Here is a 25,347-nt window from a genome sequence, read left to right on the forward strand (position 1 = left end):
CATCGCCGGAGGCGGGACCGCCGGGTCCCGCCTCCACCCGTGTTCGGCGCAACCGGCATACTGTGCACCGCTCATGACACGTCCATGGCAATACCAACGGGGAATACATTCATGCGTTCCGTACGACTCCTACCCGCAGCCCTCGGTCTGGTCACCGCGCTCACGCTGACCGCCACGGCCTGCGGCCCCACCGAGACCCCGGCCGACGGCAAGCCGTCCGCCGGAGCGAGCAGCTCCGCACCCGCCGCCGACGGCGGTGACGCCGGCTCCGACCTCACCAAGGACCTCGCCGACAAGCTCAAGAAGCACGGCGTCGACCTGGACAAGTGGAAGAACGGCGAGTGGAAGAACTGGGACCAGGACACCTGGCTCCGTGAGGCCGAGGACTTCGTCAACCCGGTCATCGACGGACTCTGGGACCCGGCGCGCATGCAGTCGGCGAAGAGCCCGGACCAGACGATCACCGCGCAGGCCGGCAGCGGCGGGACCGACCCGACGCCCCGCCCCGTGCAGGCGCAGCGCGAGAAGACGCCGTACCACCGCAACGCGGCCCCGGTCGGCAAGATCTTCTTCGACTCGCCCGAGGGCTCCATGGTCTGCTCCGGCACGATCGTGAAGGACCCTCGCCGGCCCGGGAAGTCCAACCTTGTCTGGACGGCCGGCCACTGCGTCCACGCCGGCAAGAAGGGCGGCTGGTACCGCAACATCACCTTCGTCCCGGCCTTCAACGACCTGGGCAAGTCCCCCGCCGCGCTGCAGAACGCGCAGCCGCACGAGGTGTACCCGTACGGCCAGTTCTGGGCCGACTGGGCGGTGACCTCGGGCGAGTGGATCAACGCGGGCGGCACCAACCAGGCCTGGCCGTACGACTACGCCGTGCTGCACGTACAGCCGGAGCGCGGCGGGAAGTCCCTGGAGGAGACCGTCGGCGTCGCCCTGCCGGTCGACTTCTCCGCGCCGACGGCCGCTCAGTCCGGGACGATGGGCGCCTGGGGCTACCCGGCGGCGCCGCCGTACAACGGCATGATCATGCACAAGTGCCTCGACCGGCCCACGCGGCTCACCACGGCTCCGGCCACGCCGACGATGTACCGGATCGGCTGCACGATGACGGGTGGTTCCTCGGGCGGCGGCTGGTTCCGCGTCCTGCCGAACGGCACGACGGCGCTCGTGTCGAACACCTCGATCGGCCCGGCCGGCGGCAACGGCTGGCTCGCCGGACCGCAGTTGGGCCGGGGCGCCAAGGCCGCCCACGACATGGTCAGCAAGAAGTTCGCCCGCTGACCCGAGCGACAACAGAGGGCGCTGCCTCCCCCGTGACGGGAGAGGCAGCGCCCTCGGTCGTACTGCCGTGGATCAGTGCGCGGCCGGAACGTACGGCGCGAGCAGCGCCGCCAGCTCCTCGTGCACCCGGGCCTTGAGCAGGGTGCCCTCCGGGGTGTGCTCCTCGGACTGCACCTCGCCCTCGGCGTGCACCCGCGAGACGAGACCGCCCTGCGTGTACGGCACGAGGACCTCCAGCTCGACCTCCGGGCGCGGCAGCTCGGAGTCGATGAGCGCGAGGAGCTCCTCGATGCCCTGGCCCGAACGGGCCGAGACCACGATGGAGTGCTTCTCCATCCGCAGCAGGCGCTGGAGCACCAGCGGGTCCGCCGCGTCGGCCTTGTTGATGATGACGATCTCCGGCACGTTCACCGCGCCGACGTCCCGGAAGACCTCGCGCACGGCGGCCAGCTGCTCCTCCGGGGCGGGGTGCGAGCCGTCCACCACGTGCAGGATGAGGTCGGACTCGGCGACCTCCTCCATGGTGGAGCGGAACGCCTCGACCAGGTGGTGCGGCAGGTGTCGGACGAAGCCGACGGTGTCGGCCAGGGTGTAGATCCGGCCGGTGGGCGTCTCGGCCCGGCGGACGGTCGGGTCGAGGGTGGCGAACAGCGCGTTCTCCACGAGGACGCCCGCGCCCGTGAGCCGGTTGAGCAGGGAGGACTTGCCGGCGTTGGTGTATCCGGCGATGGCGACCGACGGCACCTTGTTACGGCGGCGCTCCTGCCGCTTGATGTCGCGGCCGGTCTTCATCTCGGCGATCTCCCGGCGCATCTTCGCCATCTTCTCGCGAATGCGGCGCCGGTCGGTCTCGATCTTGGTCTCACCGGGACCACGCGTGGCCATGCCGCCACCGCCGCCGCCACCCATCTGACGGGAGAGCGACTGACCCCAGCCGCGCAGTCGCGGCAGCATGTACTGCATCTGCGCGAGCGCGACCTGGGCCTTGCCCTCTCGGGACTTGGCGTGCTGGGCGAAGATGTCGAGGATGAGGGCGGTCCGGTCGACCACCTTCACCTTGACGACGTCTTCGAGGGCGATGAGCTGGCCGGGGCTGAGCTCGCCGTCGCAGACCACGGTGTCGGCACCGGTCTCCAGGACGATGTCGCGCAGTTCGCGCGCCTTGCCCGAGCCGATGAAGGTGGCCGGGTCCGGCTTGTCGCGGCGCTGGATCACGCCGTCGAGGACGAGGGCGCCCGCCGTCTCGGCGAGGGCGGCGAGCTCCGCGAGGGAGTTCTCCGCGTCCTGCACCGTCCCGGAGGTCCAGACGCCGACCAGCACGACGCGCTCCAAGCGCAGCTGGCGGTACTCGACCTCGGTGACGTCCTCGAGCTCGGTGGAGAGACCCGCGACACGCCGCAGCGCAGCGCGCTCGGAGCGGTCGAACTGGTCGCCGTCCCGCTCTCCGTCGATCTCGTGGCTCCAGGCGACGTCCTCTTCCATCAGGGCATCGGCCCGAAGGCTCTCGGTACGGCTCGTCTCCGCGAAGCTCTGGTCCTGGGAAGGGGAAGAAGAGGAGGTCATTGGGTCCTAACGTCGATGAGGAGATGTGTGTCTCTGCCGGTCACAACGCCTGCGGGTGCCGGAAGATTCCCGTCCGCGGCCGCGTCGCCGGCCAGAAGATGGTGACACGGCCGCGCGCGGCCCGTCACCCGGGTTTCGGCGCTGTCCTCGCGGCCTCGACCGGGCGGCTGCGCCAGTCCGGGTGCCCGGGCATGGCGGGGGTCTTCGCCTCGTACAGCCAGCCCCGGAAGAAGGAGGTGAGGTCCCGGCCGGCGACCTCGCTGGCGAGGGCCGTGAAGTCGGCGGTGGTGGCGGTCCCGTCCCGGTGCTCGGCGACCCAGCGGCGCTCCACGGTCCTGAAGGCCTCGGCGCCGATCTCCTGGCGGAGCGCGTAGAGGACGAGGGCGCTGCCGTCGTAGACGACGGGCCGGAAGAGGCTGATCTTGTGGTCGGGAGAGGGCGGCTCGGGGGCGGCGGGCGGTCCTCCGGCGGCGCGCCAGCCGTCGGAGGCGGCGTAGGCGGCCTTCATGCGCCGCTCCAGGGGCTTGTCGGCGGTCTCCTCGGCGTACAGCGCCTCGTACCAGCTGGCGTGTCCCTCGTTGAGCCACAGGTCGGACCAGGTGCGGGGCGAGACGCTGTCGCCGAACCACTGGTGGGCCAGCTCGTGGACCATGACGGAGTCGACGTACCACTCGGGGTAGGCGGGCTCGGTGAAGATGCCGCGCTCGAAGAGGGAGAGGGTCTGGGTCTCCAGCTCGAAGCCGGTGGCCGCGTCGGCGATCAGCACGCCGTACGTCTCGAAGGGATACGGGCCGACCTGCTTCTCCATCCACTCCAGGTGGCCGGGGGTGCGGCGCAGCCAGGGCTCCATGAGCTGCCGGTCGGCGGTGGCGACCACGTCCCGTACGGGCAGCCCGTGGGGGCCCGCGCGGTGGACGACGGTGGAGCGGCCGATGGAGACCTGGGCGAGCTCGGTGGCCATGGGGTGCTGGGTGCGGTACGTCCAGGTGGTGGTGGTGCCGTGGTCGACGCGGCCCTCGGGGAGCCCGTTGGCGACGACGGTGAACTCGCTGGGGGCGGTGATCCGGAAGGTGAAGCGGGCCTTGTCCGCGGGGTGGTCGTTGGAGGGGAAGACCCGGTGGGCGGCGTCGGCCTGGTTGGCCATGGCGAGCCCGTCGCCGGTGCGGACCCAGCCGCCGGTGTCGGCGGGGCCGGTGGGGTCGCTGGTGTGGGTGACGGTGATCTCGACCTCCTCCCCCGCGTCGATCGGGGCGACCGGGGTGACGACCAGGTCCTCGCCGCTGCCGGCGTACTCGGCGGGCAGGCCGTCGACGGTGACGGCGGAGACCGTGCCGTGGGTGAAGTCGAGGTTGAGCCGCTCCAGGTCCTCGGTGGCGCGCGCCTCGATGCGGGTGACGGCGGCGAGCGGCTTGGTGTTCACCCCCGGATAGGTGAGGTCGAGGGTGTACGCGAGGACGTCGTAGCCGGGGTTGCCGAGGTGCGGGAAGAGCGGGTCCCCGATGCCGAGCGGCGCCGGGGCGGGCAGGGCGGCGGCGACGAGCCCGGCGGAGGCGGCGACCAGGACGGCGGAGCGGAGCCACCGCGCGCGGGGCAGGGGGGTTCGGACGAGCGGCATGGGCCAGGGCCTTTCCGGAGGAATGGCCCTACGGCTACCAGGGCGGCCGCCGCGCACCGGGGCGGCGCGCGCGCCGGCCACCCGAAGGGGGTCACGGGAAGGGCAACCGAAGGTGACGTGCCGCGGCGGAGCCGGCCGTCTCGGGCGGCGGCGGAGGGCGGCCCGTCACGGGCGGCGGCAGAGCCGGCCACCTCGGGCGGCGGCAGAGCCGGCCGTCTCGGGCGGCGGCGGAGGGCGGCCCGTCACGGGCGGCGGCGGAGGGCGGCCCGTCACGGGCGGGGCAACCGAAGGTGACGGACCGAAGCGGAGGGAGGCCGGCCGGAAGGGCCTGGTCGCGCGAAGGTGATCGCCCGCGGGGGTCCGCTCGCCCGCGGCGCCGCGTCGGTTCGGCCCGTCGTCAGCCCACGCCGCGCGGGTGGCGGGCGCGGCTCACGTCGTACACCCCCGGCACGTCCCGCATGGCCTTCATGAGGGCGGCGAGGCCGGCCACGTCGGGGAGGTGGAGGGTGTACGTGTGGCGGACCCGCTGCTCGCTCGGCGGTTCGACGTTCGCCGAGACGACGGCGGCCCCGGAGGCGGCGATGGCCTCGGTGAGGTCGGCGAGCAGTCCCGGCCGGCCGAAGGACTCGGCGACGAGCGTGACCCGGCCCTGCGCGGTCTCGCCCCAGCGGACGGTGACGGGCTCGCGGCCGAGGTCGCGCATGGCGTCGACGGCCGAACAGCGGGCCCGGTGGACGGTGACCGAGCCGCCGCGGACCCGGAAGCCGGTGATCTCGTCGGGCGGTACGGGGGTGCAGCAGCCCGCGGGCCGGACGGTCGCGGGCGGCTCGCCGTCGAGCTCGGCGTGGAGCTCGGCACCGGAGCGGCGATCCGCGGGGACGCTGGGCTGCGGCCGGGGGTCGGTGGGGGCGGCGGGGGGCGCGGCGCTCTCGGGGTGTGCCTGGAGCCAGCCGGTGATCGCGATCCGCGCGGCGGGCGTACGGGCGTGGTCCAGCCACTGCGGGGACGGCCCGGACACGGTGTCCTGGGCGAGGAGCAGTTGGACGGTGTCGCCGTCGCCGAGGACGGTGCTCAGCGGGGCGAGGCGGCCGTTGACGCGGGCGCCGAGACAGGCGTGGGCGGCCTCCCCGTGCTGGGCGTAGGCGGCGTCGATGCAGCTGGCGCCGGCGGGCAGGCTGATGGTGCCGGGGGCGCTGCCGTCGGCGCGGAAGACGGTGATCTCGTCGTCCTCGGCGAGGTCGGCGCGGAGCGAGGTCCAGAAGGTGTCGGGGTCGGGCGCGGACTGCTGCCAGTCGAGGAGCCGGGAGAGCCAGCCGGGGCGGGTGGGGTCGACGCGCTCGCCGTCGTCCGTCTGCGGGAGTCCGGTGCCCGGGGCCGCCGGGTCCGGCTCCTGGCCGAGGTGGGGGTTGCCGAGGGCGACGACTCCGGCCTCGGCGACCTTGTGCATCCGGTGGGTCCGGATGAGGACCTCGGCGACGGCGCCGTCGGGGGCCGCGATCGCGGTGTGCAGGGACTGGTAGAGGTTGAACTTGGGGGCGGCGATGAAGTCCTTGAACTCGGAGATCACCGGGGTGAAACAGGTGTGGAGCTCGCCGAGGACCCCGTAGCAGTCGGCGTCCTCGGCGACGAGGACGAGGAGCCGTCCGAAGTCGCAGCCGCGCAGCTCGCCGCGCTTGAGGCGGACCCGGTGGACGGAGACGAAGTGCCGGGGGCGGACGAGGACTTCGGCGCCGATGCCGGCCTCGCGCAGGACGGCGGTGACCTGCTCGGCGACGGCGCCGAGCTCCTGGCCGGCGGCCGGGTTGTCCGCGATGAGCGCCCGGGTGGTCTCGTACTCCTCGGGGTGGAGGATCGCGAAGACCAGGTCCTCCAGCTCGGTCTTGAGGGCCTGGACGCCGAGCCGCTCGGCGAGCGGGATGAGGACGTCGCGGGTGACCTTGGCGATCCGGGCCTGTTTCTCGGGGCGCATCACGCCGAGGGTGCGCATGTTGTGGAGGCGGTCGGCGAGCTTGATGGACATGACGCGGACGTCGCTGCCGGTGGCGACGAGCATCTTGCGGAAGGTCTCGGGTTCGGCGGCGGCGCCGTAGTCGATCTTCTCGACCTTGGTGACGCCGTCGACGAGGTAGGCGACCTCGTCGCCGAACTCGCGGCGCACCTGATCGAGCGTCACCTCGGTGTCCTCGACGGTGTCGTGGAGGAGGGAGGCGGTCAGGGTGGTGGTCTCCGCGCCGAGTTCGGCGAGGATGAGGGTGACGGCGAGCGGGTGGGTGATGTAGGCCTCGCCGCTCTTGCGGAACTGGCCGCGGTGCGAGGACTCGGCGAGGGCGTACGCCCGGCCGAGCACCGTCAGGTCGGCCTCGGGATGGTGGGCGCGGTGGGCCTCCGCGACATGGCTGATGGCGTCGGGCAGCCGGTCACGGGGCGCCGGTCCCGCGGTGGCGCCGAGCAGGGCGGCGCGGCCGAGGCGGCGCAGATCGATCCGGGCGCGTCCTCGTCTGCGGACGGCCACGTCGGTGGGGGCGGCCTCGGGGTTGGTGGCCTCTGCGCTCATGGGGCACCTCCGGCAACGTCGACCGGCGGTGGGCGGGCCAGGCGTGCCCGGGGGGCCGGTGCTTGATGCTACCGACCCCACCACGTGGCGCAGTCACGCTCTCGCTCAGCGTGAAACGGATCACCCATTCGAGCGATAAATCAGTCGTTGACAGTTTCGAATCCGTCGCGCACGGTCACGGCGCGGGAACCAGCCACGCCGGGTCGACGGTGCCCTCGGCGACGATGACCGCCGGCCCGGTCATGTCGATCCGTCCGTCGGGGTGCTCGGTGATGACCAGGGTCCCGCCGAGGACGTCGACGGTGTACGTGACGGGGGTGCCGGACTCGGCGGGGTCGAGGCCGTCCCGGCGGGCGGTGGCGACTGCGACGGCGCAGGCGCCGGTTCCGCAGGAGCGGGTCTCGGAGGCGCCGCGCTCGTGGACGCGCATGGCGACGTGGCGAGGGCCGCGGTCGGCGACGAACTCGATGTTCACCCCGTCCGGGTAGACCGCGGCGGGCTCGTACGGCGGCTCGTCGTAGAGGGTCCCGGCGTGGGCGAGGTCCTCGACGAAGGCGACCGCGTGCGGGTTGCCCATGTTCACGTTGCGGGCGGGCCAGCTGCGGCCGTCCACGGTGACGGTGACGCCGGCCTCGGGGAGCACGGCGCGGCCCATGGCGACGGTGACGGAGCCGTCCTTGTCCAGGTGGACGTACTTGACGCCGCCGCGGGTGGCGACGGCGACCTCGCCGGCGGTGACGTGCCCGGCGTGCTCCAGGTAGCGGGCGAAGACCCGCACACCGTTCCCGCACATCTCGGCGACCGAGCCGTCGGCGTTGCGGTAGTCCATGAACCACTCGGCCTCGTCGGCCAGGTGGCGCGCGTCGGGGTGGGCGGCGCTGCGCACGACGTGCAGCAGCCCGTCGCCCCCGATGCCGGCCCGCCGGTCGCACAGCCGCGCCACGAGGGCGGGCGGCAGGTCGACGGCGTTCTCCGCGTCGGGGACGATCACGAAGTCGTTCTCGGTGCCGTGGCCCTTGAGGAAGGGGAGCGGCGAGGTCTGCGTGCTGGTCACGCGATCAACTGTACGGGCCGGGCCCGACACCCGCCCGGCCCGTCCACGGGCCGGCCCTCCCGGCCAGGGCGCGCTCTGGCCCCCGAGCCCCGGGCCCCGTCCCACACGGGCCCGCGCCGGGGCCCGCACGGGGCGGGCGACTCCACGGGGAAGCGGGGCGTGTACGGGCCCGCGCCCGGGCTCCGTACGGGGTGGGCGACTCCACAGGGAGACGGGGCGTGTACGGGCCCGCGCCCGGGCTCCGTACGGGGTGGGCGACTCCCTACGGGGGCGGATGTTCCCCCGCGTCCTGGTTCAGCGCAGGCGGGCGACGCGCCAGACGGCCAGGGCCTGGTCGTCCCGCGCGTGGTCGTTCAGCGCAGGCGGGCGACGCGCCAGACGGCCAGGGCCACCAGGGCCGCGATCGTCGACACGTACAGGGCGAGGACGCGCCAGTTCGGGCGCTCGCCCGAGCCGCGGGGCGGGAGGCCCGGCCAGGTGTAGCCGACCTTGCGGGCGGCCATCATGCCCCAGCCCGCCGCGCAGGAGCTGATCAGCAGACCGAGCATCGCGACGACGGCGCCGCCGTCCCCCGAGCCGAAGGCCAGCGGGAACGCGAACATCAGCGAGCCGACAGCGGCCAGGCCCACGATCGGGGCGAGCTGCCAGATCCGCAGCCGGCGCTGCGGGCGCAGCTCGACCTCGACCTCGTCGGCGTCGACCTCGACGGCCGTGCCCACGGCGTCGTCCGGACCGTCGGGGGACAGCCCCGAGGCCGTCCCGAGAGGGGCGTCGTCCGTCGGATGACCCGGGGTGTCCCCCGACGGATCCGCCGTCGGGTCGCCCAGGGCCGCCTCGTGCTGTTCTCTGTCGCGAGGGCCGGCCTCCATCGCCACGCGCCCTCCCCACTCGGACTTCACTTGGTCGATCGATGCTCGATGATGGCACGCTCATGACCGCCGAAATGACGGGCAGGGCGTCCCGATGCCATCACGTGATCAGGCTGTAACCGCTCGTTCGACCAACGACAGCGCCTCCCGCGGGAGTTCCCCGCGGTGATCGGCGGCTCCACTGAGCCAGTGCACGCGCGGGTCGCGGCGGAACCACGAGTCCTGGCGCCGCGCGAAGCGCTTCGTGGCCCGTACGGTCTCCGCGCGCGCCTCGTCCTCGGTGCACTCCCCGGCGAGCGCCGCGAGGACCTGCTGGTAGCCCAGGGCGCGGGCCGCGGTACGTCCCTCGCGCAGTCCGAGCGCCTCAAGGGCGCGCACCTCGTCGACGAGACCGGCCTCCCACATCCGGTCCACGCGCGTGGTGATCCGTTCGTCGAGCTCGGGGCGGGCCACGTCGACGCCGATCTGGACGGTGTCGTAGACGGAGTCGTGGCCCGGGAGGTTGGCGGTGAAGGGCTTGCCGGTGATCTCGATCACCTCGAGGGCCCGGACGATGCGCCGGCCGTTGCTGGGCAGGATCGCGCGGGCCGCCTCGGGGTCCGCCTCGGCGAGCCGGGCGTGCAGGACGCCGGAGCCGCGCTCCTCGAGCTCGGCCTCCAGGCGCGCCCGGACGGCCGGGTCGGTGCCGGGGAACTCCAGGGCGTCGACGGCCCCCCGTACGTACAGGCCTGAACCGCCGACGAGGACCGGGGTGCGGCCGGCCGCGAGCAGCCGGTCGATCTCGGCGCGGGCGAGCCGCTGGTACTCGGCGACACTGGCGGCCTCCGTGACGTCCCAGATGTCGAGGAGGTGGTGCGGGACGCCGCCGCGCTCCTCAAGCGTCAGCTTGGCGGTTCCGATGTCCATCCCCCGGTAGAGCTGCATCGAGTCGGCGTTGACGACCTCGCCGCCGAGCTGCTGCGCCAGGAATACACCCAGATCGGACTTTCCGGCCGCCGTGGGGCCGACGACGGCGATGACCCGCGGGGCGGGAGCTGCGCTTCTCACCGTCCCAGTCTCGCAAACCTCCCGGCCGGTCCCCGAACGAGCTACGTGACGGGCCCCATCCGGCTTCGTTGCCTGTTGCGAGGTTCCGGCCGTCGAACATCACGGGACCCTCCCCGTCCAAGTACGCTATGGAGTAAATATGGGTGTTTTTGCAATGTTTCGCCGGAAGAAGCAGGCCGACACCGGGGCGGACGTCACGGCCGAGGCAGCCGAGGCCGAGGCCCCGACGGCTGCCGCGGAGGACGTCGAGACGGACGAGGTGACGGCCGAACCGGCGGCCGCCGAGGCCGTGGAGATCCCGAAGCAACAGTCGGCCGAGGCCGCCGCCGACAACGAGGCGGGCGAAGGCGCCCGGAAGTAGGACACGGAACACGGGCCCCCGGGGTCCGCGGAGGGAAGGTGCTCCATGGGTCTCCTGGATTCGCTGAAGGGCAAGCTCGGCCCGGCCAAGGACAAGGTCGCCGACCTCGCGCAGCAGCACGGCGAGAAGATCGACCACGGCCTGGACAAGGCCGCGAAGCTGGTCGACGAGAAGACCAAGGGCAAGTACAGCGACAAGATCCAGTCCGGTACGGGCAAGGCGAAGAACGCCATCGACCGGATCGGTCACAAGGACGACGGCACGCCCGGGAGCGGTGGCGCGACGCCGCCGCCGGCCGCCTGACGACCGACGTCACCCGACAGTCCCTCCGCACGGCGGACGGCCGCGGAGCATCGCGCTCCGCGGCCGTCCGCCGTCGTGTGCGTGGCCTCTACGACCAGGCGGCGACGAAGTACCCCACGCCGTACGGGGCGTCCTCGAAGAGCAGCCGGCCGTCGAGGCCCGCACCCTCCGCGGCGCCGGCCAGGACCTGCCAGGGGGCGCGACCGGCCGCCTTCAGCTCGCCCGCGAGCCCAGCGTCCAGCGCGAGCAGCGCGGCGACGTCGGCCGTGCCGAGCGCCCCGGCGGCCTCCGCGTCGAAGCCGGCGGCGCGCTCGTCCAGGTAGCCGGGGGCCTTCACCGTCCGGCAGGCGCTGCCGTCGCCCATCACGAGGAGGGCGACGCGCTCGGCGGAGGCGGCGAGCTCGCGGCCGGTCGCGGCGCAGACGTCCGTCGCCGTCGCCTCGGTCACGCCCAGGCCCTCGATCGGGGCGTCGGCCCAGGCGGCGCGGGTCAGGAGCCAGGCGGCGACGGAGAGGGAGGCGGGGAGGGGACGGGGAGTCGACGGGCCGTCGCCCAGCTGTACGGAGAGGTCGACGCCGAATCCGGCGAAGGAGCCGGTCGCGCCGGCCGGGTAGGCGCCGTGCGCGCCCTCTTCGGCGGGGCCGACGACGTACAGCCGGTCGGGGCGAGCGGCCGCGAGCAGCCCGACGGCGTCGGCGCAGGCCGCGCGGGCGGCGTCCAGCTCGGGGGCGGCGCCGGTCGCGATCTCGGGGAGGAGGAGGGGCGGGGCGGGGCAGACGGCTGCGGCGACAAGCATGATCGGCAGCCTACTGCGCGCCGCGTCCGTCGCGGGCGCTCGCTCCGCCGGGGCGGCGCCCACCCCCGTTGCGGGCGGCGTCCACCCCCGTTGTGGGCGGTGCCCACGCCCGTTGTGGGCGGTGCCCACGCCCGTTGTGGGCATGCGTTCCGCCGGGGCGTGGGGGTCCCCCCTGCTCGAGCGAAGCCGAGAGCTTGGGGGAGGGTGGGCACAACGGACGGCGCCCTTACCGGCGCCAGAGGCTCAAGCGCCCTGACCCGCACCACCCGCTCGGTGCATGCGGTGCGGGTCCAGGCTCGGAACGCGGAGGCGCCGCTGAGGGCGCCGTCCCGTGTGCCCACCCGTCCCTCCCCCTAGGACTTCGTCCTGGGGGGACCCCCATGCGGGACGATTGCCCACACGGCAGCGGGCGCGGGCCCCGCGGTGTCAGTGCGTGCCGCAGGCCGGGGTTTCCAGGGGCGGGAGGGGGGCCGGGGCGCCGATCTGCGGGAGGCCCAGGAGGACGCCCGCCGGCTTCGGGGCCGCCGTGCGCTTCTCCCACGCGTCGCCCGCCCGCGTGCGGCGGACCGAGGAGACCTCGCCCTCGGCGAGCAGGTGGTGCGGAGCCGCGTACGTGATCTCGACCGTCACCACGTCACCGGGACGCACGTCCTGCGAGGGCTTCGTGAAGTGGACGAGCCGGTTGTCGGGGGCGCGCCCGGAGAGGCGGTGCGTCTCGCCGTCCTTGCGGCCCTCGCCCTCCGCGACCATGACCTCAAGGGTGCGGCCGACCTGCTTCTTGTTCTCCTCCCAGGAGATCTCCTCCTGGAGGGCGACCAGACGCTCGTAGCGCGCCTGCACGACCTCCTTCGGGATCTGGCCCTCCATGGTGGCCGCCGGGGTTCCGGGCCGCTTGGAGTACTGGAAGGTGAAGGCGTTCGCGAAGCGGGCCTCGCGGACGGTGTGCATGGTCTGCTCGAAGTCCTCCTCGGTCTCGCCGGGGAAGCCCACGATGATGTCGGTGGAGATCGCGGCGTGCGGAATGGCCGCGCGGACCTTCTCGATGATCCCGAGGAAACGCTCCTGCCGGTACGAGCGGCGCATCGCCCGCAGGATCGAGTCCGAGCCGGACTGGAGCGGCATGTGCAGCTGCGGCATGACGTTCGGCGTCTCGGCCATGGCCGCGATGACGTCGTCCGTGAAGTCGCGGGGGTGCGGGGAGGTGAAGCGGACCCGCTCCAGGCCCTCGATCTGCCCGCAGGCGCGCAGCAGCTTGCTGAAGGCCTCGCGGTCGCCGAGGTCGGAGCCGTACGCGTTGACGTTCTGCCCGAGCAGGGTGATCTCGGAGACGCCCTCGGCGACGAGCGCCTCGATCTCGGCGAGGATGTCGCCGGGCCGGCGGTCCTCCTCCTTGCCGCGCAGGGCGGGGACGATGCAGAAGGTGCAGGTGTTGTTGCAGCCGACGGAGATCGACACCCAGGCGGCGTACGCGGACTCGCGGCGGGTCGGCAGCGTGGAGGGGAAGGCCTCCAGGGACTCGGCGATCTCGATCTGCGCCTCTTCCTGGACGCGGGCGCGCTCCAGGAGGACCGGCAGCTTGCCGATGTTGTGCGTGCCGAAGACCACGTCGACCCAGGGGGCCTTCTTGACGATGGTGTCGCGGTCCTTCTGGGCGAGACAGCCGCCGACGGCGATCTGCATGCCGGGGCGCGCGGTCTTCATCGGGGCGAGCCGGCCGAGGTTGCCGTACAGCTTGTTGTCGGCGTTCTCGCGGACCGCGCAGGTGTTGAAGACGACGACGTCGGCGTCGCCGTCCGCGCCCTTGGGGGCCCGGACGTAACCCGCCTCTTCCAGCAGACCGGAGAGCCGCTCGGAGTCGTGGACGTTCATCTGGCACCCGTAGGTGCGGATCTCGTAGGTCTTGGTGCCGTCAACGCTCACTGCGGTGCTCCGGTCGCTGCTGCTCGTCATGCGTCCAAGGGTAGGCGGTCCGGGGAGACGCCCCGTCCCACGCCGGGGGCCGCCGCACCCCTGCGGTTTTCCGCAGGGAGGCCGGGCGGGAAGCCTCGTACCGGGGGTGAGGTGGGATTTCTAGCGTGGACGGTGCCGGGGCGGAGGGCCTCGGAACCCGCTGCCGTCCTGGAGATCCGCCGTGCCGATCACCCCGCTCCTCTCCCGCCCCGCCCTGGACCTGGCCCTGGCCGGGGAGCCCGCCGACGGATTCGCCGGCTGGGCGGCCGGACTCGTCGACACGATGGGCGGGCCCGGCGCCGGGCTCGCCATCGCGCTCGAGAACCTCTTCCCGCCGCTGCCCAGCGAGGTGATCCTGCCGCTGACCGGCTTCGCCGCCGGGCAGGGCGTCCTCAGCCTCGCCTCGGCGCTGTTCTGGACGACGCTGGGCTCGGTGGTCGGCGCCGTGGCCCTCTACTGGATCGGCGCGCTGTTCGGACAGCGGCGGATGCACGCGCTCTGGGCCCGGCTGCCGCTGGTGAAGGTCTCCGATCTGGAGCGGACCGAGCGGTGGTTCGCGCGGCACGGCACGAAGGCGGTCTTCCTCGGGCGGATGGTGCCGATCTTCCGCAGTCTCATCTCCGTGCCCGCGGGGGTCGAGCGGATGCCTATGCATCTCTTCCTCACCCTCACCACGCTCGGCAGTCTCGTCTGGAACAGCGTCCTCGTCATGGCCGGCTACTGGCTCGGGGACCGCTGGGACCTCGTCGAGGGGTACGTGGGCGTGCTGTCCAAGGCCGTTCTGGTGCTGGTCCTCGTGGCCCTGGCCGCGTTCCTCGCCGTACGGCTCCGGGGGCGCGGCCGCGCTCAGCACCGCCGTACCTCGTGAGCGGCCGGCGGGAACCCGTACCGGACGAAGTAGGCTCCGGGATCGTGCGCGGGGGCGAAGGGGAGGCATCGGCGGGCCGGCGGTTCGTCGGCGTGCTGCTCGGCTGCCTCAGCCCCCTCCTCTTCCTGGTCCCCGGTCTCGTCCTCGGCCCCCTTCTGCTGTGGCCCCGCGCGCGGCCCGTCCTGATGGCCGGGGCCCGGCGGCTCGCCGCCCTGGAGCGGAGCCGCCGCTCGGTCTTCTTCGGCGACCGGTTCCCCGGCGCGTACGAGGTCCCCGACCGGCGGCTGCTCCGCTACCTCGCCGCCCGCGTGGGGGCCGGCCTTGTGACCGGGATCGTCCTCGGGCTCCTCGTCTTCGGCGAGGTCCTGGCCGTGCTGCTCGTCCGGGGCGTGGTCCGGGGCTCGCTCGGCTGGACCGAGCTCCTCGGTCAGCTGCTGCTCGGCGGCGTCCTGCTCTTCCTCGACGTCCAGGGCCTGTACGCCCTCACCGCGCTCGACGCCCGCCTCGCGCGCGCGTGCTTCGGCCCCTCCGAGCAGGAGCTGCTGCGCCGCCGCATCGACGAGCTCGCGCTCAGCCGGGCCGCCGTGGTCCAGGCCGTGGACAGCGAGCGCCGGCGGATCGAGCGCGACCTCCACGACGGCGTGCAACAGCGGCTGGTGGCCCTGGCCATGCTGCTCGGCCGGGCCCGCCGGGGCCGGGAGCGCGACCCGGAGCAGGCGGACGCGCTGCTGTGGCAGGCGCACCGGGAGGCGCAGGACGTGCTGGCCGAGCTGCGGGACGTGGCGTGGCGGGTGTACCCCGCGGCCCTCGACAGCCTGGGCCTGGAAGAGGCGCTCGGCGGGGTGGCGCAGCGCTGCGGGATCCCGCTGCGCGTCCGCTTCGAGGCCGGGGACGCGCCGCTGCCCCGGCCGGTGGAGACCGCCGCGTACTTCGTGGTGTCGGAGGCCGTCACCAACGCCGCCAAGCATTCCGCCGCCTCCGCCGTCTCCGTGTGCGTCACGCGCGTCGGCCCGCTGCTCACCGTGCGGGTCGAGGACGACGGCCGGGGCGGCGCGGACCCGGCGGGCAGCGGGCTCACCGGGCTGCGCAGCCGGGTCGCCGCGCTCGACGGGACCCTGCGCGTCGACAGCCCTCTCGGGGGACCCACCACTCTTGTCGCGGAGCTGCCGTGCGCGTGATCCTGGCCGAGGACTCGACCCTGCTGCGGGAGGGCCTGGTGCGCCTGCTCGTCGAGGAGGGCCACGAGGTGCTCGCCTCGTTCGGCGACGCGGAGAACCTCGTCGCCGAGGTCGAGGCGCGGCGGCCGGACGTCGTGGTCGCCGACATCCGGATGCCGCCGACCCACACCGACGAGGGGCTGCGGGCCGCCGTGGAGATCCGTGAGCGGCTGCCGGAGACGGGGGTGCTCGTGCTCTCGCAGTACGTCGAGCGCAGCTACGCGGCCCGGCTGCTCGCCGCCGGCGCGGAACGGGTCGGCTACCTCCTCAAGGACCGGGTGGCGCAGGTCGAGGAGTTCCTCGACGCGCTGGAACGGATCCACGCGGGCGGGGCGGCGATCGACCCGCAGGTCGTGCACCAGCTGGTCGTCCGCAGCACCCACGCCGATCCGCTGGCCCGGCTCACGCCCCGCGAGCGGGAGGTCCTGGAGGTGCTGGCCCAGGGCTACACGAACGCGGCCATCGCCCGGCAGCTGCACCTCTCGCTGAGCGCGGTCGAGAAGTACCTGGGCGTCGTCTTCGACAAGCTGGAGCTCCACCGGACCGACGGCTACAGCCGGCGGATCCTGGCCGTGCTGCGCTACCTGGAGGCCTGAGTCATCGGGAGGCCCGCGCCCACTCCGCGAGGACCTCGTCCGTGTGCTCGCCCGGTCGCGGGGCGCGGCCCGGGGCGTCCGCCGGGGTGCGGTCGAAGCGGGAGGCGGGGGCCGGCTGAACGGTGTCGCCGACCTCCACGAACGCACCGCGCGCGGCCAGCTGGAGCGCGGGTTGACCGGCAGGATGCGGCCCTTGTAGCCGTACCGGAGGAGGTAGTCGAGCGGCTTGCGGCCCAGGGCGCCGGGGCCCTCGCTGGCCCCGATGACGGCGATGGATTCGGCTTCCCAGAGGGCCGAGGTGTCACTCATGCGATGGCCTCGATCTTCTTCTCGTTCGGGTCGTTCGTGTCGCTGTCGCGGGGAGGTTCCGCCGCGGCGAAGAGGCGGGTGAAGGCGGCGATGTGCCGGGCGCCGTCCGGGTCCGCGGCCAGCTCCCGCACCAGGACGGTGGGCTGGTGCAGGGCCTTGTCGACGATGCGGCGGACGGTGCGGCCGATCTCCTGCCGCGCCGTCGAGCCCGTCGAGACGGCGGGCGAGCCGGTCGAGCTCGGCCTCCGCCGCCTCGGTGGCAGCCGTGCGCAGGGCGGTGAGGACGGGCTTGGCGCCGGCGAGCCGGAGGCCCGTACGGAACTGCTCGACCTCGGCGTCGATCAGCTCGTGCGCGGCCTGGACGCTGGCCGCCGAGATCTCGTCCTCCTGGCCCTCCTCCGCGATCCGGCGCCGGTCGACGAAGGTGACGCCGGGCAGTTCCGCCGCCGTGGGGGCGATGTTGTGCGGCAGGGACAGGTCGAGCAGGAACAGCTCGCGGTCGTCCCGGGAGGCGCGCGCCTCCTCGACGTGCCGGGCGGTGACGAGGTGGCCGGTGGCGGCGGTGGCGCCGACGACGTCCACCTCGGTGGGGAGCCGGGGCACGTCCGTGAGGTCGTAGCCCACTCCCCCGGTGGTCTCGGCGAGCCGCTGGGCCTTCTCCGGGGTGCGGTTGGCGACGTGCACCCGGTCGAGGCCGGAGCGGCGCAGTGCGGCGACGACGCCGGCGAAGGCGCCGGCCCGATGACCAGGGCGGTCTTGCCGTGCAGGGAGGCGGTCGGGCCGGCCGGTCCGGTCGACGAGGGTCCCGGCGAGGAAGCTGCCACAGACGCCGCCGATGCCCCAGACCCAGAGGTACGGCACCGCGCTGTCCACATCGGCGACGCGGTGCAGGACCGGTTCGAGGTAGGTGTAGAGCCCGAGGCCGGCGACGGTCTGGGTGAAGGTGACGGCGACGGCCACGGCGACCCGGGGGCGGGCGAGGGCGCCGATCCGGTCCCGCAGCGAGGGCGCGGCGGCTCCCCGCACGGGCGGCAGTGCCGTCGCGACGCCGAGCAGGGCGGCGAGGCCGAGGCCGCTGATCAGCCAGAGGGCCGCGCGCCGGCCGGAGCCGGCCGCGACGAGCAGCCCGAGCGGCACGCCGAGCACGGTGCCGGCGCTCATGCCGCCGAGGACGAGGCCGGGGGCCCGCCCGCGCCGCTCGGGCGTCACGAGCGCGACGGCGGCGGTGGCGGCGGCCGGGGTGAAGAGGCCCGCTCCGGCGCCGGCGAGGGCGCGGGTGCCGAGGAGCGCGGCGTACGAACCGGCCAGCGCGGTACCGGTGTTGGCGAGGACGAAGACGACGAGCGCGGTGACGAGCCCGGTGACGAGGACGGCACGGGTGCCCCAGCGGGCGAGGACGGCCGAGAGCAGCGGCGGCGACCAGGGCGTAGCAGAGGGTGAAGGCGGTGACGGACTGCCCGGCGAGGGAGACCGAGACGTCCAGGTCGGCGCCCGTGGCGGGGAGCAGTCCGGCCATCGCGTAGGCGTCGGCCCCCATGGCGAAGGAGCCGAGCGCGAGCAGGGCCACGGCGCGCGTGCCGCCCCTCACACCCCCTTGTGGTCGTCGCACGGAACCGGCCCTCGTACGGCCGGGGTTCGCGTACGGAGCGGTCCTCGGGACGCTACTGACCCACGGCGCCGCTGGGGGTCCTCACCACCGAAGAGGGTTCGGAGTTCCGCAGCCTCGCGCCCTCGGGCCCGTCGGATCGGCCGGTCACCGCCCTACGGTGGATCTCTCCAGGAACCCCAGGAGGGAGTCCACCGTGCTCGACCTGTCCGTCATCAACGCGATGTTCCTGCCCGATCTCCCGGAACCGGCCGACTGGGAGCGGCGGTTCGGGCCGCGCGCCCTGCCGGACGGCGCCGAGGTCACGCGCTTCGCGCCGAGCCCCACCGGACACCTGCACATCGGCGGCCTCCACACGGCGGCCGTGGCCCGGGCGCTCGCCCGCCAGTCGGGCGGCGTGCACGTCCTGCGCGTCGAGGACACCGACCGCTCCCGCCGGGTGGAGGGCGCCGCGGAGGAGTTCTCCCGCCTGCTGGAGGCCTTCGGGCTCGCGCCCGACGAGGGCGGCGCCGCCGGGGACGGCGCGTGGGGCCCGTACCTCCAGTCGAGCGCCGGGAGATCTACCTCAGCCATGTGCGCGAGCTCCTGAGGCGCGACCGCGCGTACCCCTGCTCCTGCGGCAAGGAGCTGCTCGCCCGGAGCGCGGAGGAGCAGCGCGCGAGCCGCTCGCCGCTCGGTTGTCACGGACGCTGGGCGCCGTGCCGGACGCTCGCCCCGGAGGAGGCGGCGCGGCGGCTCGCGGCGGGCGAGCCGTACGTGGTGCGGTTCCGCTGCCCGTACGAGTTCCCCGGCCGGGTGCGGTTCACGGACCGCATCCGGGCCTCCGTCACGATGCAGGACAACGGCAACGACATCGTCCTCCTCAAGTCCTCCCAGAAGGAACTGCCGCTGCCCACCTATCACTTCGCGCATGTGGTGGACGACCACCTGATGCGGGTGACACTCGTGGTGCGCGGCGAGGAGTGGCTCTCCTCGACCCCGGTCCCTCTCCAGCTGCACACGGCACTGGGCTTCGAGCCGCCCAGGTACGCGCACCTCGCCCCGCTCATGAAGGCGGAGGGACCCTCGCGCCGCAAGCTGAGCAAGCGCAAGGACCCCGAGGCGTCGGTCGGCTATCCCCCGGCCGCCGTCCAGCACTACCTGCGGGGCCGCGCCAACGTCCGGCTGATGGACGTCCCCACCGCCGAGGCGCTCGCCGCCGACGTCCGGCTCGACGGCATGCGCCCCTCGGGTCCTCTGCTCGACCTGCCCAAACTGCACTCGCTGAGCCGCGAGTTCATCGCCTCCCTCACGCCGGACGCGCTGTACGGGCAGCTCCTCGCCTGGGCGGAGGAGTACGACACGGAGCTCGCCTCCGTCCTCGCGCACCACGAGGAGCTGGCCCTGGCCGCCGTGGCCACGGGCCGGCCGGAGGGCGCCCCGGCCCGCAAGGACCTGGAGCGCTGGTCCTGCTCCCGCGACCGGTACGGCTTCTTCTTCGCGGAGCTCTTCGGTCGTCCCCCGGCGCCGGGGGACGACCGCTACGGCGGCCTTCCCGAGGACCAAGTGCGTTCCGTCGCCTCCGAGTTCGCGAGCCTCTCTTTCGAGAAGCGGTACACGAACCTCGGGGAGCTCGCCGGGCGCCACGGCTTCGCCCCGGACACGGCCTCCTGGCGCTGGGACCCGAACCGCTGGGCGGGACCGCCGAGGCTGATCGCGAACGTGGCCCGGGTGGCGCTCACCGGCGCCACCCGCAGCCCCGATCCGGTCGCCGTGGCCCGCGCCCTGGGCCGGGACGAGGTGGTGCGCCGCCTCACCGCCGTGGCGGGGTGAGGCGGCGGACCGGCACTCGGCGGGCCGGCGTCTTCGCTGCGGGCATAGGAAAACTCCCTTGGGACAGGGGTGAGTTGGTCGGCTCGGAAGGGACGCCAGGGGCGGACAGGGGACTGTCCTCAAGATCACCGAGCGCGCTCCGACGCTAACCGCGATCACCCCCGCGCCCCGGCACGACACACGGCACGGCGCGCACCGACGACCTCGCTCACCGCTTCGGCGGAGCGCACTCGGGGCCGGCCCGTCCGTTCGTACGGACTCCGGGGGTGCGGGCGTGAGGGCGGGCGGCCGTACGGGGCAGGGGTCGCCGGGCAGGCCGGCTCGCGCGTACCGGCCCGGCAGCTACTCGCCAGTACGGAAGCGCCCGGGCCTCCCGCACCAGCCGATCCTGGCCAGACACGCCGCCCACCTGGCAGGATCGGCTGCATGTTCGCCTCGCTCTCCCGTGCCGCCCGCCGCCGTCTCCTGGCGGTCACGGCCGCGCTGCTCGCGGTGTGCGGGGTGCTCGCGTGGTGGCTGATTCCCTTCGGTTCCCCCGCCCCGAGCGGCTCCGTCACCTTCAGTACGGGTGTCCCCACCGGCGTCTACCAGATGTACGGGCGACTCCTGAAGAACGCCCTGGCGCAGGACCTGCCCGAGGTGTCGATAAAGCTCGTGGACAGCGAGGGCTCCCAGCAGAACCTGGCCCGGGTGGCGACCGGCGAGGCCGATTTCACGGTCGCGACGGCCGACGCGGTGGCCCAGTACCAGCGCGAGCGCAGGCCCGGCTTCGAGCGGCTGCGCGGCTGCGCACGGCTCTACGACGACTACGTACAGCTGGTCGTGCGCAAGGGCTCCTCGGTGCAGAAGGTCCAGGACCTGCGCGGGCTCCGGGTCGGCGTGGGACAGGCCGGCTCCGGCGTGCGGCTGATCGCCGACCGGGTCCTCGCCGCGGCGGGTCTGACCCCCGACCGGGACGTCGAGTCGGTCGCGGCGGGCATCGACACGATGCCGGGGCTCCTGGAGCGGGACGAGCTCGACGCCTTCTTCTGGTCGGGCGGCCTGCCGACCGACGCGGTGCAGAAGCTGTCCGAGCGGTTCCCGGTCCGGCTGATCGCGCTGGACTCCCGCCTGGTCGACCGGCTGCACGACGTCGGCGAGTCGACCCGGCTCTACCGCTCGGCGGTGATCCCGGCGGACGCGTACGCGAAGGCGCAGGACGGCCGGCCGATCGAGACCCTGGCGGTGGCGAACCTGCTGGTCACCACGGTGGACGCGGACGAGGACCTGGTGGAGGGCTTCACCCGTACGGTGATCAGGAGCAGGGACGGCATCGGCCGCCAGGTGCACCCGGCCCAGCTGGTCGACCTGCGGACGGCCGTCTACACCGAACCCCTGCAGCTCCACGACGGCGCCCGCCGCTACTACCGGTCGGTGAAGCCCTAGGGGCCTGTCCGACCCTGATCCGCCGGACAGGCCCCTAGGGGGCTTCCGGCGCGTGCCGGGGCACGGTGACCGTCACCCTCAGCCCGTGCGGCTCGTTCGGGGCGAAGGTCACGCCTCCGCCGCCCGCCGTCAGCAGGACGCGCGCGATGGAGAGGCCGAGGCCCGAGCCCTTGATGTTCTGGTGGCGGCCCGAGCGCCAGAAGCGGTCGCCGACGCGGCCGAGCTCCTCCTCGGTGAGGCCGGGCCCGTGGTCGGCGACGACGACGGCCACGGTCGACCGCTCGGGGACGACGGTGACGTCGACCGACTCCCCGGCGGGGGTGAACTTGAGCGCGTTGTCGATCACGGCGTCGAGGGCGCTGGACAGGGCCACCGGGTCCGCCCAGGCGGTGACCGCCCCGCACTCCCCGGTCAGGCTGACGCCCTTGTCCTCGGCGACCGGGCGCCAGGACGCGACCCGCTCGGCGGTGAGCGCGCCGACGTCGGTGAGGCGCAGCTCGGCCGCCGCGTGCTCGGCGAGCGCGAGGTCGAGCAGGTCGTCGAGGACCTGGGCGAGGCGCTTGCCCTCGGTGCGTACGGAGGCGATCTCCTCGTTTCCCTCGGGCAGCTCAAGGGCGAGCAGCTCGATCCGCAGGAGCAGCGCGGCCAGCGGGTTGCGCAGCTGGTGGGAGGCGTCGGCGACGAAGGCCCGCTGCTGTTCGAGCGCGTCCTCGACGTTGTCGGCCATCTCGTTGAAGGAGCGGGCGAGGCGCCGCAGCTCGGGGGGCCCGCCCGTGGCGGCGACGCGGGAGTTCATCCGCCCGGTGGCGATGTCGTGGGTGACGGCGTCCAGGACCCGGACCGGTCGCAGCACCCAGCCGGTGAGCCGGAACGCGGCGCCGACGGCGAGGAGCATGGCGGCGGCCTCACCGGCGAAGATCAGCAGCCAGCCGCGCAGGATGCGGGAGCGGAGCTGTCCGGTGGGCGAGTCGGTGACGACGACGGCGACGACGTCCCCGTCGCGGACGACGGGTGAGGCGATGGTGAGCCGGGCGTGCCCCTGCCAGGGCCAGACCTGGGGCGGGTCGTGGCTGCGGCGCCCGAGCAGGGCCTCGTTGAAGGCGCGCCGGCCCTCCCCGTCGTAGGGGACGACCCAGTCCTCGGGGGCGGCGGCCATGGCGCGGTTGTCGCGGTAGAAGACGCCGGCCCGGATGCCGTACACGTCGTGGTAGCTGGCGAGTTCGCCGCCGAGGGTGCTCTGCCGCTCGTCCGTGGCGGGGTTGCTCTCGTTGACGAACTGGGCGAGGGCGGCGAACCGCGCGGCGTCGTCGAGCCGGTCGACGACGACCCGCTGCTGCTCGGACGCGGCGAGGCTGGCCGCGAGCGGGAAGCCGAGGGCCAGCAGCACGCCGGCCATCAGCACGATGAGCAGCGGGAGGAGTCGGGTGCGCACGAGGGGGCCGTCCGGTCCTTACGCGGGGGCGACGAGGCGGTAGCCGACGCCCCGTACGGTCTCGATCAGGGCGGGCATCCGCAGCTTGGAGCGCAGGGAGGCGACGTGCACCTCGAGGGTGCGGCCGGTCCCCTCCCAACTGGTCTGCCAGACCTCGCTGATGATCTGCTCGCGCCGGAAGACGACGCCGGGCCGCTGGGCGAGGAGGGCGAGCAGGTCGAACTCCTTGCGGGTGAGCGGGACGCTCTCGCCGTCGACGCTGACCCGCCGGGTGGGCAGCTCGATGGTGACGGAGCCGAGCCGCAGCAGGGCTCCTTCGGCGGCACCGGTGCTCCCGGCGCCCTCCTCGGCTCCGGTGCTGCGCCGGCTGACGGCGTGGATGCGGGCGAGGAGCTCACCGGGGTCGTAGGGCTTGACGACGTAGTCGTCGGCGCCGAGGTTGAGCCCGTGGATCCGGGAGCGCACGTCTCCGCGCGCGGTCACCATGATCACCGGGGTGGTGGTGAGCTTCCGGATGCGGCCGCAGACCTGGTAGCCGTCCTGGTCCGGCAGGCCGAGGTCGAGCAGGATCACTCCGTACGAGGGCCGCTCGCCCTGGGCGGTGGGCAGGACGGCCTGGAGGGCCTCCTCGCCGTTGCGCGCGTGCGTGACCGTGAAGCCGTGCTTCGCGAGGATCGCGGAGAGGGCGGCGGCGACGTGGTCGTCGTCCTCGACGAGCAGCAGTCGCATGCGTACCTCCTCCGTGGTGAATGTCTGCCGATGGCGGCTCTCTGTGTACCAGGTGGTACCAGGGCATGAACACCGAACATGGGTGTCACAGTCAAGTGTCCCCCTGTTACGCCGACGTTTCCGTTATGGACCCGGTACGGCACAGGGCGTCACCTTCACACGCTGTGTCCAGTTGCGGCCGTATCGTTATCCTCAATTTCCCCTCAGATGTGATGACGCTCGTCTCATCGGGTCTCTAGTGTCCTCCCCAACCGAGGAGGACGGAGCAAGAGCCGATGAGCGGAGAGTCAGTGTCCAAGAGTCCCGAGGCCACCCCGCGTGCCGCGGACGACCTGGTCGTACTGTCCGACGTGAACAAGCACTTCGGCGCACTGCATGTCCTCCAGGACATCGATCTGACGATCACCCGCGGCGAGGTCGTGGTGGTCATCGGACCCTCCGGGTCCGGCAAGTCGACGCTGTGCCGCACGATCAACCGGCTGGAGAGCATCGACTCCGGCACCATCACCATCGACGGCAAGCCGCTGCCCCAGGAGGGCAGGGAGCTCGCCCGGCTGCGGTCCGACGTCGGCATGGTCTTCCAGTCGTTCAACCTCTTCGCACACAAGACGGTGCTCGAGAACGTGATGCTGGGGCAGATCAAGGTCCGCAAGACGGAGAAGAGCGCCGCCGAGGCCAAGGCCCGGGCCCTGCTCGACCGGGTCGGGGTCGGCACCCAGGCGGACAAGTTCCCCGCTCAGCTCTCCGGGGGTCAGCAGCAGCGCGTGGCGATCGCCCGCGCGCTGGCGATGGACCCGAAGGTCATGCTCTTCGACGAGCCGACCTCGGCCCTCGACCCGGAGATGATCAACGAGGTCCTGGAGGTCATGCAGCAGCTGGCCCGGGACGGCATGACGATGGTGGTCGTGACCCACGAGATGGGCTTCGCGCGCTCCGCCGCCAACCGCGTCGTGTTCATGGCCGACGGAAAGATCGTCGAGCAGGCCGCCCCCGAGGAGTTCTTCAGCAACCCGCGCAGCGACCGCGCGAAGGACTTCCTCTCCAAAATCCTTCACCACTGAGCGGGTTCTCGACCTAGTCTCCCAACTCACGCCTACTCAAGGGACTTTCCTCCATGAAGCTTCGCAGCGTCTCCGCCGCCGCCGCGGCCGCCGCCGTCCTCGCCCTGACCGCCACCGCCTGTGGCAGCGGCTCCGACTCCGGCAGCAACGGCGACAAGATCAACATCGGCATCAAGTTCGACCAGCCGGGCCTCGGCCTGAAGACCCCGGACGGCACGTACGCCGGTTTCGACGTCGACGTCGCCAAGTACGTGGCCAAGGAGCTCGGTTACTCCGAGGACAAGATCAACTGGAAGCAGGCGCCCAGCGCCGAGCGCGAGAACCTGATCAAGAACGGTGACGTGAAGTTCGTCGTCGCCAGCTACTCGATCAACGACAAGCGCAAGAAGGAGGTCGACTTCGCGGGTCCGTACTTCCTGACCCACCAGGACCTCCTCGTCCGCGCCGACGACAGCTCGATCACCAAGGTCGACGACCTCAACTCCAAGAAGCTCTGCTCCGTGACGGGCTCGACGTCCGCGCAGAACGTCAAGGAGAAGCTCGCCCCGAAGGCCGACCTCCAGCAGCTCGGCGGCTACTCCGAGTGCCTCACCGGCCTGGAGAACAAGGCCGTCGACGCCCTGACCACGGACGCCTCCATCCTCGCGGGCTACGCCTCGCAGAAGGAGCACCAGGGCAAGTTCAAGCTCGTCGGTCTGAAGATGAGCGACGAGAACTACGGCATCGGCCTCAAGAAGGGCGACGACGAGCTCCGCGGCAAGATCAACAAGGCGCTGGAGAAGATGGTCTCCGACGGCACCTGGGAGAAGCTCGTCAAGCAGCACTTCGGCCCCTCGGGCTACCAGTACGAGCCCGCGCCGAAGATCGCGAGCTGAACCACCCCGCCCGACGTCGTG

General features: G+C 73.2%; 21 protein-coding genes and 3 pseudogenes. 11 read left to right on the forward strand and 13 right to left on the reverse strand.

All coding sequences use genetic code 11. The features are described 5' to 3' along the window. The first annotated feature begins 111 nt into the window (after positions 1-111). Positions 112-1,284, forward strand: coding sequence for a trypsin-like serine peptidase (locus ABT041_RS22265; protein ID WP_351187007.1), 1,173 nt, complete (start codon positions 112-114; stop codon positions 1,282-1,284). Between the two features lie 72 nt (positions 1,285-1,356). Here ABT041_RS22265 and hflX read toward each other — a convergent pair whose 3' ends face one another. The 6 genes from hflX to miaA form a co-directional block, all read right to left on the reverse strand. Further along, a complete protein-coding gene (gene hflX / locus ABT041_RS22270; RefSeq protein ID WP_351187009.1) occupies positions 1,357-2,847 on the reverse strand; it encodes a GTPase HflX in 1,491 nt (496 codons plus the stop codon). A gap of 124 nt (positions 2,848-2,971) precedes the next feature. After that, positions 2,972-4,462: a M1 family metallopeptidase gene (locus ABT041_RS22275; protein ID WP_351187011.1), complete on the reverse strand. Its 1,491-nt coding sequence runs from the start codon at positions 4,460-4,462 to the stop codon at positions 2,972-2,974. Positions 4,463-4,859: 397 nt separating this feature from the next. Next, on the reverse strand, positions 4,860-7,016 hold the full coding sequence (locus ABT041_RS22280; protein ID WP_351187013.1) for a RelA/SpoT family protein: 2,157 nt from the start codon (positions 7,014-7,016) through the stop codon (positions 4,860-4,862). Between the two features lie 175 nt (positions 7,017-7,191). Next, positions 7,192-8,070 (reverse strand): diaminopimelate epimerase, encoded by an 879-nt coding sequence (gene dapF, locus ABT041_RS22285; RefSeq protein ID WP_351187015.1) that lies wholly within the window; start codon positions 8,068-8,070, stop codon positions 7,192-7,194. A 353-nt stretch (positions 8,071-8,423) separates the two neighbouring features. Next, positions 8,424-8,939 (reverse strand): hypothetical protein, encoded by a 516-nt coding sequence (locus ABT041_RS22290; protein WP_351187094.1) that lies wholly within the window; start codon positions 8,937-8,939, stop codon positions 8,424-8,426. Positions 8,940-9,047: 108 nt separating this feature from the next. After that, positions 9,048-9,986: a tRNA (adenosine(37)-N6)-dimethylallyltransferase MiaA gene (gene miaA, locus ABT041_RS22295; RefSeq protein ID WP_351187017.1), complete on the reverse strand. Its 939-nt coding sequence runs from the start codon at positions 9,984-9,986 to the stop codon at positions 9,048-9,050. Positions 9,987-10,125: 139 nt separating this feature from the next. Between miaA and ABT041_RS22300 the strand changes: the two genes are divergently transcribed. Beyond that, positions 10,126-10,347 carry a gliding motility protein gene (locus ABT041_RS22300; protein WP_351187019.1) on the forward strand — a complete coding sequence of 74 codons (222 nt, stop codon included), beginning with the start codon at positions 10,126-10,128 and terminating at the stop codon, positions 10,345-10,347. Between the two features lie 45 nt (positions 10,348-10,392). After that, positions 10,393-10,650 carry an antitoxin gene (locus ABT041_RS22305; RefSeq protein ID WP_351187021.1) on the forward strand — a complete coding sequence of 86 codons (258 nt, stop codon included), beginning with the start codon at positions 10,393-10,395 and terminating at the stop codon, positions 10,648-10,650. An 88-nt stretch (positions 10,651-10,738) separates the two neighbouring features. Here ABT041_RS22305 and ABT041_RS22310 read toward each other — a convergent pair whose 3' ends face one another. Together ABT041_RS22310 and miaB are read right to left on the reverse strand one after the other, a co-directional pair. Beyond that, positions 10,739-11,446: a class III extradiol dioxygenase subunit B-like domain-containing protein gene (locus ABT041_RS22310; RefSeq protein ID WP_351187023.1), complete on the reverse strand. Its 708-nt coding sequence runs from the start codon at positions 11,444-11,446 to the stop codon at positions 10,739-10,741. A 426-nt stretch (positions 11,447-11,872) separates the two neighbouring features. Next, positions 11,873-13,396 carry a tRNA (N6-isopentenyl adenosine(37)-C2)-methylthiotransferase MiaB gene (gene miaB, locus ABT041_RS22315; RefSeq protein ID WP_351187025.1) on the reverse strand — a complete coding sequence of 508 codons (1,524 nt, stop codon included), beginning with the start codon at positions 13,394-13,396 and terminating at the stop codon, positions 11,873-11,875. Positions 13,397-13,577: 181 nt separating this feature from the next. Here miaB and ABT041_RS22320 point away from each other — a divergent pair, with 181 nt between their 5' ends. From ABT041_RS22320 to ABT041_RS22330, 3 genes are read left to right on the forward strand one after another with little or no spacing between them, the layout of a single operon-like run. Further along, positions 13,578-14,264 (forward strand): DedA family protein, encoded by a 687-nt coding sequence (locus ABT041_RS22320; protein WP_351187027.1) that lies wholly within the window; start codon positions 13,578-13,580, stop codon positions 14,262-14,264. 44 nt (positions 14,265-14,308) lie between these two features. Then, on the forward strand, positions 14,309-15,442 hold the full coding sequence (locus tag ABT041_RS22325) for a sensor histidine kinase (RefSeq protein WP_351187029.1): 1,134 nt from the start codon (positions 14,309-14,311) through the stop codon (positions 15,440-15,442). Further along, positions 15,433-16,077, forward strand: coding sequence for a response regulator transcription factor (locus tag ABT041_RS22330; protein ID WP_351187031.1), 645 nt, complete (start codon positions 15,433-15,435; stop codon positions 16,075-16,077). Before ABT041_RS22325 ends, ABT041_RS22330 begins: the two co-directional genes overlap by 10 nt. 1 nt (position 16,078) lies before the next feature. On the opposite strand, the gene ABT041_RS22335 is transcribed toward ABT041_RS22330, so the two are convergent. The 3 genes and pseudogenes from ABT041_RS22335 to ABT041_RS22345 all read right to left on the reverse strand — a co-directional run bounded on the left by ABT041_RS22335 (position 16,079) and on the right by ABT041_RS22345 (position 17,796). After that, positions 16,079-16,216 (reverse strand): hypothetical protein, encoded by a 138-nt coding sequence (locus tag ABT041_RS22335; protein ID WP_351187033.1) that lies wholly within the window; start codon positions 16,214-16,216, stop codon positions 16,079-16,081. A gap of 41 nt (positions 16,217-16,257) precedes the next feature. Beyond that, positions 16,258-16,386 (reverse strand): annotated as a pseudogene (locus ABT041_RS22340) (hypothetical protein); the annotation flags it as partial. After that, positions 16,383-17,796, reverse strand: a pseudogene (locus ABT041_RS22345) (MFS transporter). The pseudogenes ABT041_RS22340 and ABT041_RS22345, both read right to left, overlap by 4 nt. A 419-nt stretch (positions 17,797-18,215) precedes the next feature. Between ABT041_RS22345 and ABT041_RS22350 the strand changes: the two are divergent. The 3 genes and pseudogenes from ABT041_RS22350 to ABT041_RS22360 all read left to right on the forward strand — a co-directional run. Then, positions 18,216-19,033, forward strand: a pseudogene (locus tag ABT041_RS22350) (glutamate--tRNA ligase); the annotation flags it as partial. Between the two features lie 177 nt (positions 19,034-19,210). Then, entirely contained in the window at positions 19,211-19,804 is a 594-nt protein-coding gene (locus tag ABT041_RS22355) for a hypothetical protein (RefSeq protein WP_351187096.1), read from the forward strand. Between the two features lie 426 nt (positions 19,805-20,230). Beyond that, on the forward strand, positions 20,231-21,229 hold the full coding sequence (locus ABT041_RS22360) for a TAXI family TRAP transporter solute-binding subunit (protein ID WP_351187035.1): 999 nt from the start codon (positions 20,231-20,233) through the stop codon (positions 21,227-21,229). 34 nt (positions 21,230-21,263) lie between these two features. Here the strand turns inward: ABT041_RS22360 and ABT041_RS22365 are convergent, their stop codons facing one another. Then, positions 21,264-22,661: a sensor histidine kinase gene (locus ABT041_RS22365; protein ID WP_351187037.1), complete on the reverse strand. Its 1,398-nt coding sequence runs from the start codon at positions 22,659-22,661 to the stop codon at positions 21,264-21,266. An 18-nt stretch (positions 22,662-22,679) separates the two neighbouring features. Continuing rightward, complete coding sequence (locus tag ABT041_RS22370; protein ID WP_351187039.1) at positions 22,680-23,390, reverse strand: response regulator transcription factor; 711 nt, start codon at positions 23,388-23,390, stop codon at positions 22,680-22,682. 275 nt (positions 23,391-23,665) lie between these two features. On the opposite strand from ABT041_RS22370, the gene ABT041_RS22375 reads away from it, so the two are divergent. Continuing rightward, positions 23,666-24,451, forward strand: coding sequence for an amino acid ABC transporter ATP-binding protein (locus ABT041_RS22375; RefSeq protein ID WP_502976572.1), 786 nt, complete (start codon positions 23,666-23,668; stop codon positions 24,449-24,451). A 53-nt stretch (positions 24,452-24,504) separates the two neighbouring features. Continuing rightward, on the forward strand, positions 24,505-25,326 hold the full coding sequence (locus ABT041_RS22380) for a glutamate ABC transporter substrate-binding protein (RefSeq protein ID WP_351187041.1): 822 nt from the start codon (positions 24,505-24,507) through the stop codon (positions 25,324-25,326). Positions 25,327-25,347 lie beyond the last annotated feature (21 nt).

The organism is Streptomyces sp. NPDC002825, from assembly GCF_040295385.1.
Taxonomy (GTDB): Bacteria; Actinomycetota; Actinomycetes; order Streptomycetales; family Streptomycetaceae; genus Streptomyces.

Coding starts and splice junctions, on each gene's coding strand:
- hflX (WP_351187009.1), bottom strand. CDS start 2,847: ATGACCTCCTCTTCTTCCCCTTCCCAGGACCAGAGCTTCGCGGAGACG.
- ABT041_RS22355 (WP_351187096.1), top strand. CDS start 19,211: ATGCGCCCCTCGGGTCCTCTGCTCGACCTGCCCAAACTGCACTCGCTG.
- ABT041_RS22305 (WP_351187021.1), top strand. CDS start 10,393: ATGGGTCTCCTGGATTCGCTGAAGGGCAAGCTCGGCCCGGCCAAGGAC.
- miaB (WP_351187025.1), bottom strand. CDS start 13,396: ATGACGAGCAGCAGCGACCGGAGCACCGCAGTGAGCGTTGACGGCACC.
- ABT041_RS22375 (WP_502976572.1), top strand. CDS start 23,666: ATGAGCGGAGAGTCAGTGTCCAAGAGTCCCGAGGCCACCCCGCGTGCC.
- ABT041_RS22290 (WP_351187094.1), bottom strand. CDS start 8,939: ATGGAGGCCGGCCCTCGCGACAGAGAACAGCACGAGGCGGCCCTGGGC.
- ABT041_RS22280 (WP_351187013.1), bottom strand. CDS start 7,016: ATGAGCGCAGAGGCCACCAACCCCGAGGCCGCCCCCACCGACGTGGCC.
- ABT041_RS22310 (WP_351187023.1), bottom strand. CDS start 11,446: ATGCTTGTCGCCGCAGCCGTCTGCCCCGCCCCGCCCCTCCTCCTCCCC.
- ABT041_RS22275 (WP_351187011.1), bottom strand. CDS start 4,462: ATGCCGCTCGTCCGAACCCCCCTGCCCCGCGCGCGGTGGCTCCGCTCC.
- ABT041_RS22360 (WP_351187035.1), top strand. CDS start 20,231: ATGTTCGCCTCGCTCTCCCGTGCCGCCCGCCGCCGTCTCCTGGCGGTC.
- ABT041_RS22370 (WP_351187039.1), bottom strand. CDS start 23,390: ATGCGACTGCTGCTCGTCGAGGACGACGACCACGTCGCCGCCGCCCTC.
- ABT041_RS22265 (WP_351187007.1), top strand. CDS start 112: ATGCGTTCCGTACGACTCCTACCCGCAGCCCTCGGTCTGGTCACCGCG.
- ABT041_RS22380 (WP_351187041.1), top strand. CDS start 24,505: ATGAAGCTTCGCAGCGTCTCCGCCGCCGCCGCGGCCGCCGCCGTCCTC.
- ABT041_RS22300 (WP_351187019.1), top strand. CDS start 10,126: ATGGGTGTTTTTGCAATGTTTCGCCGGAAGAAGCAGGCCGACACCGGG.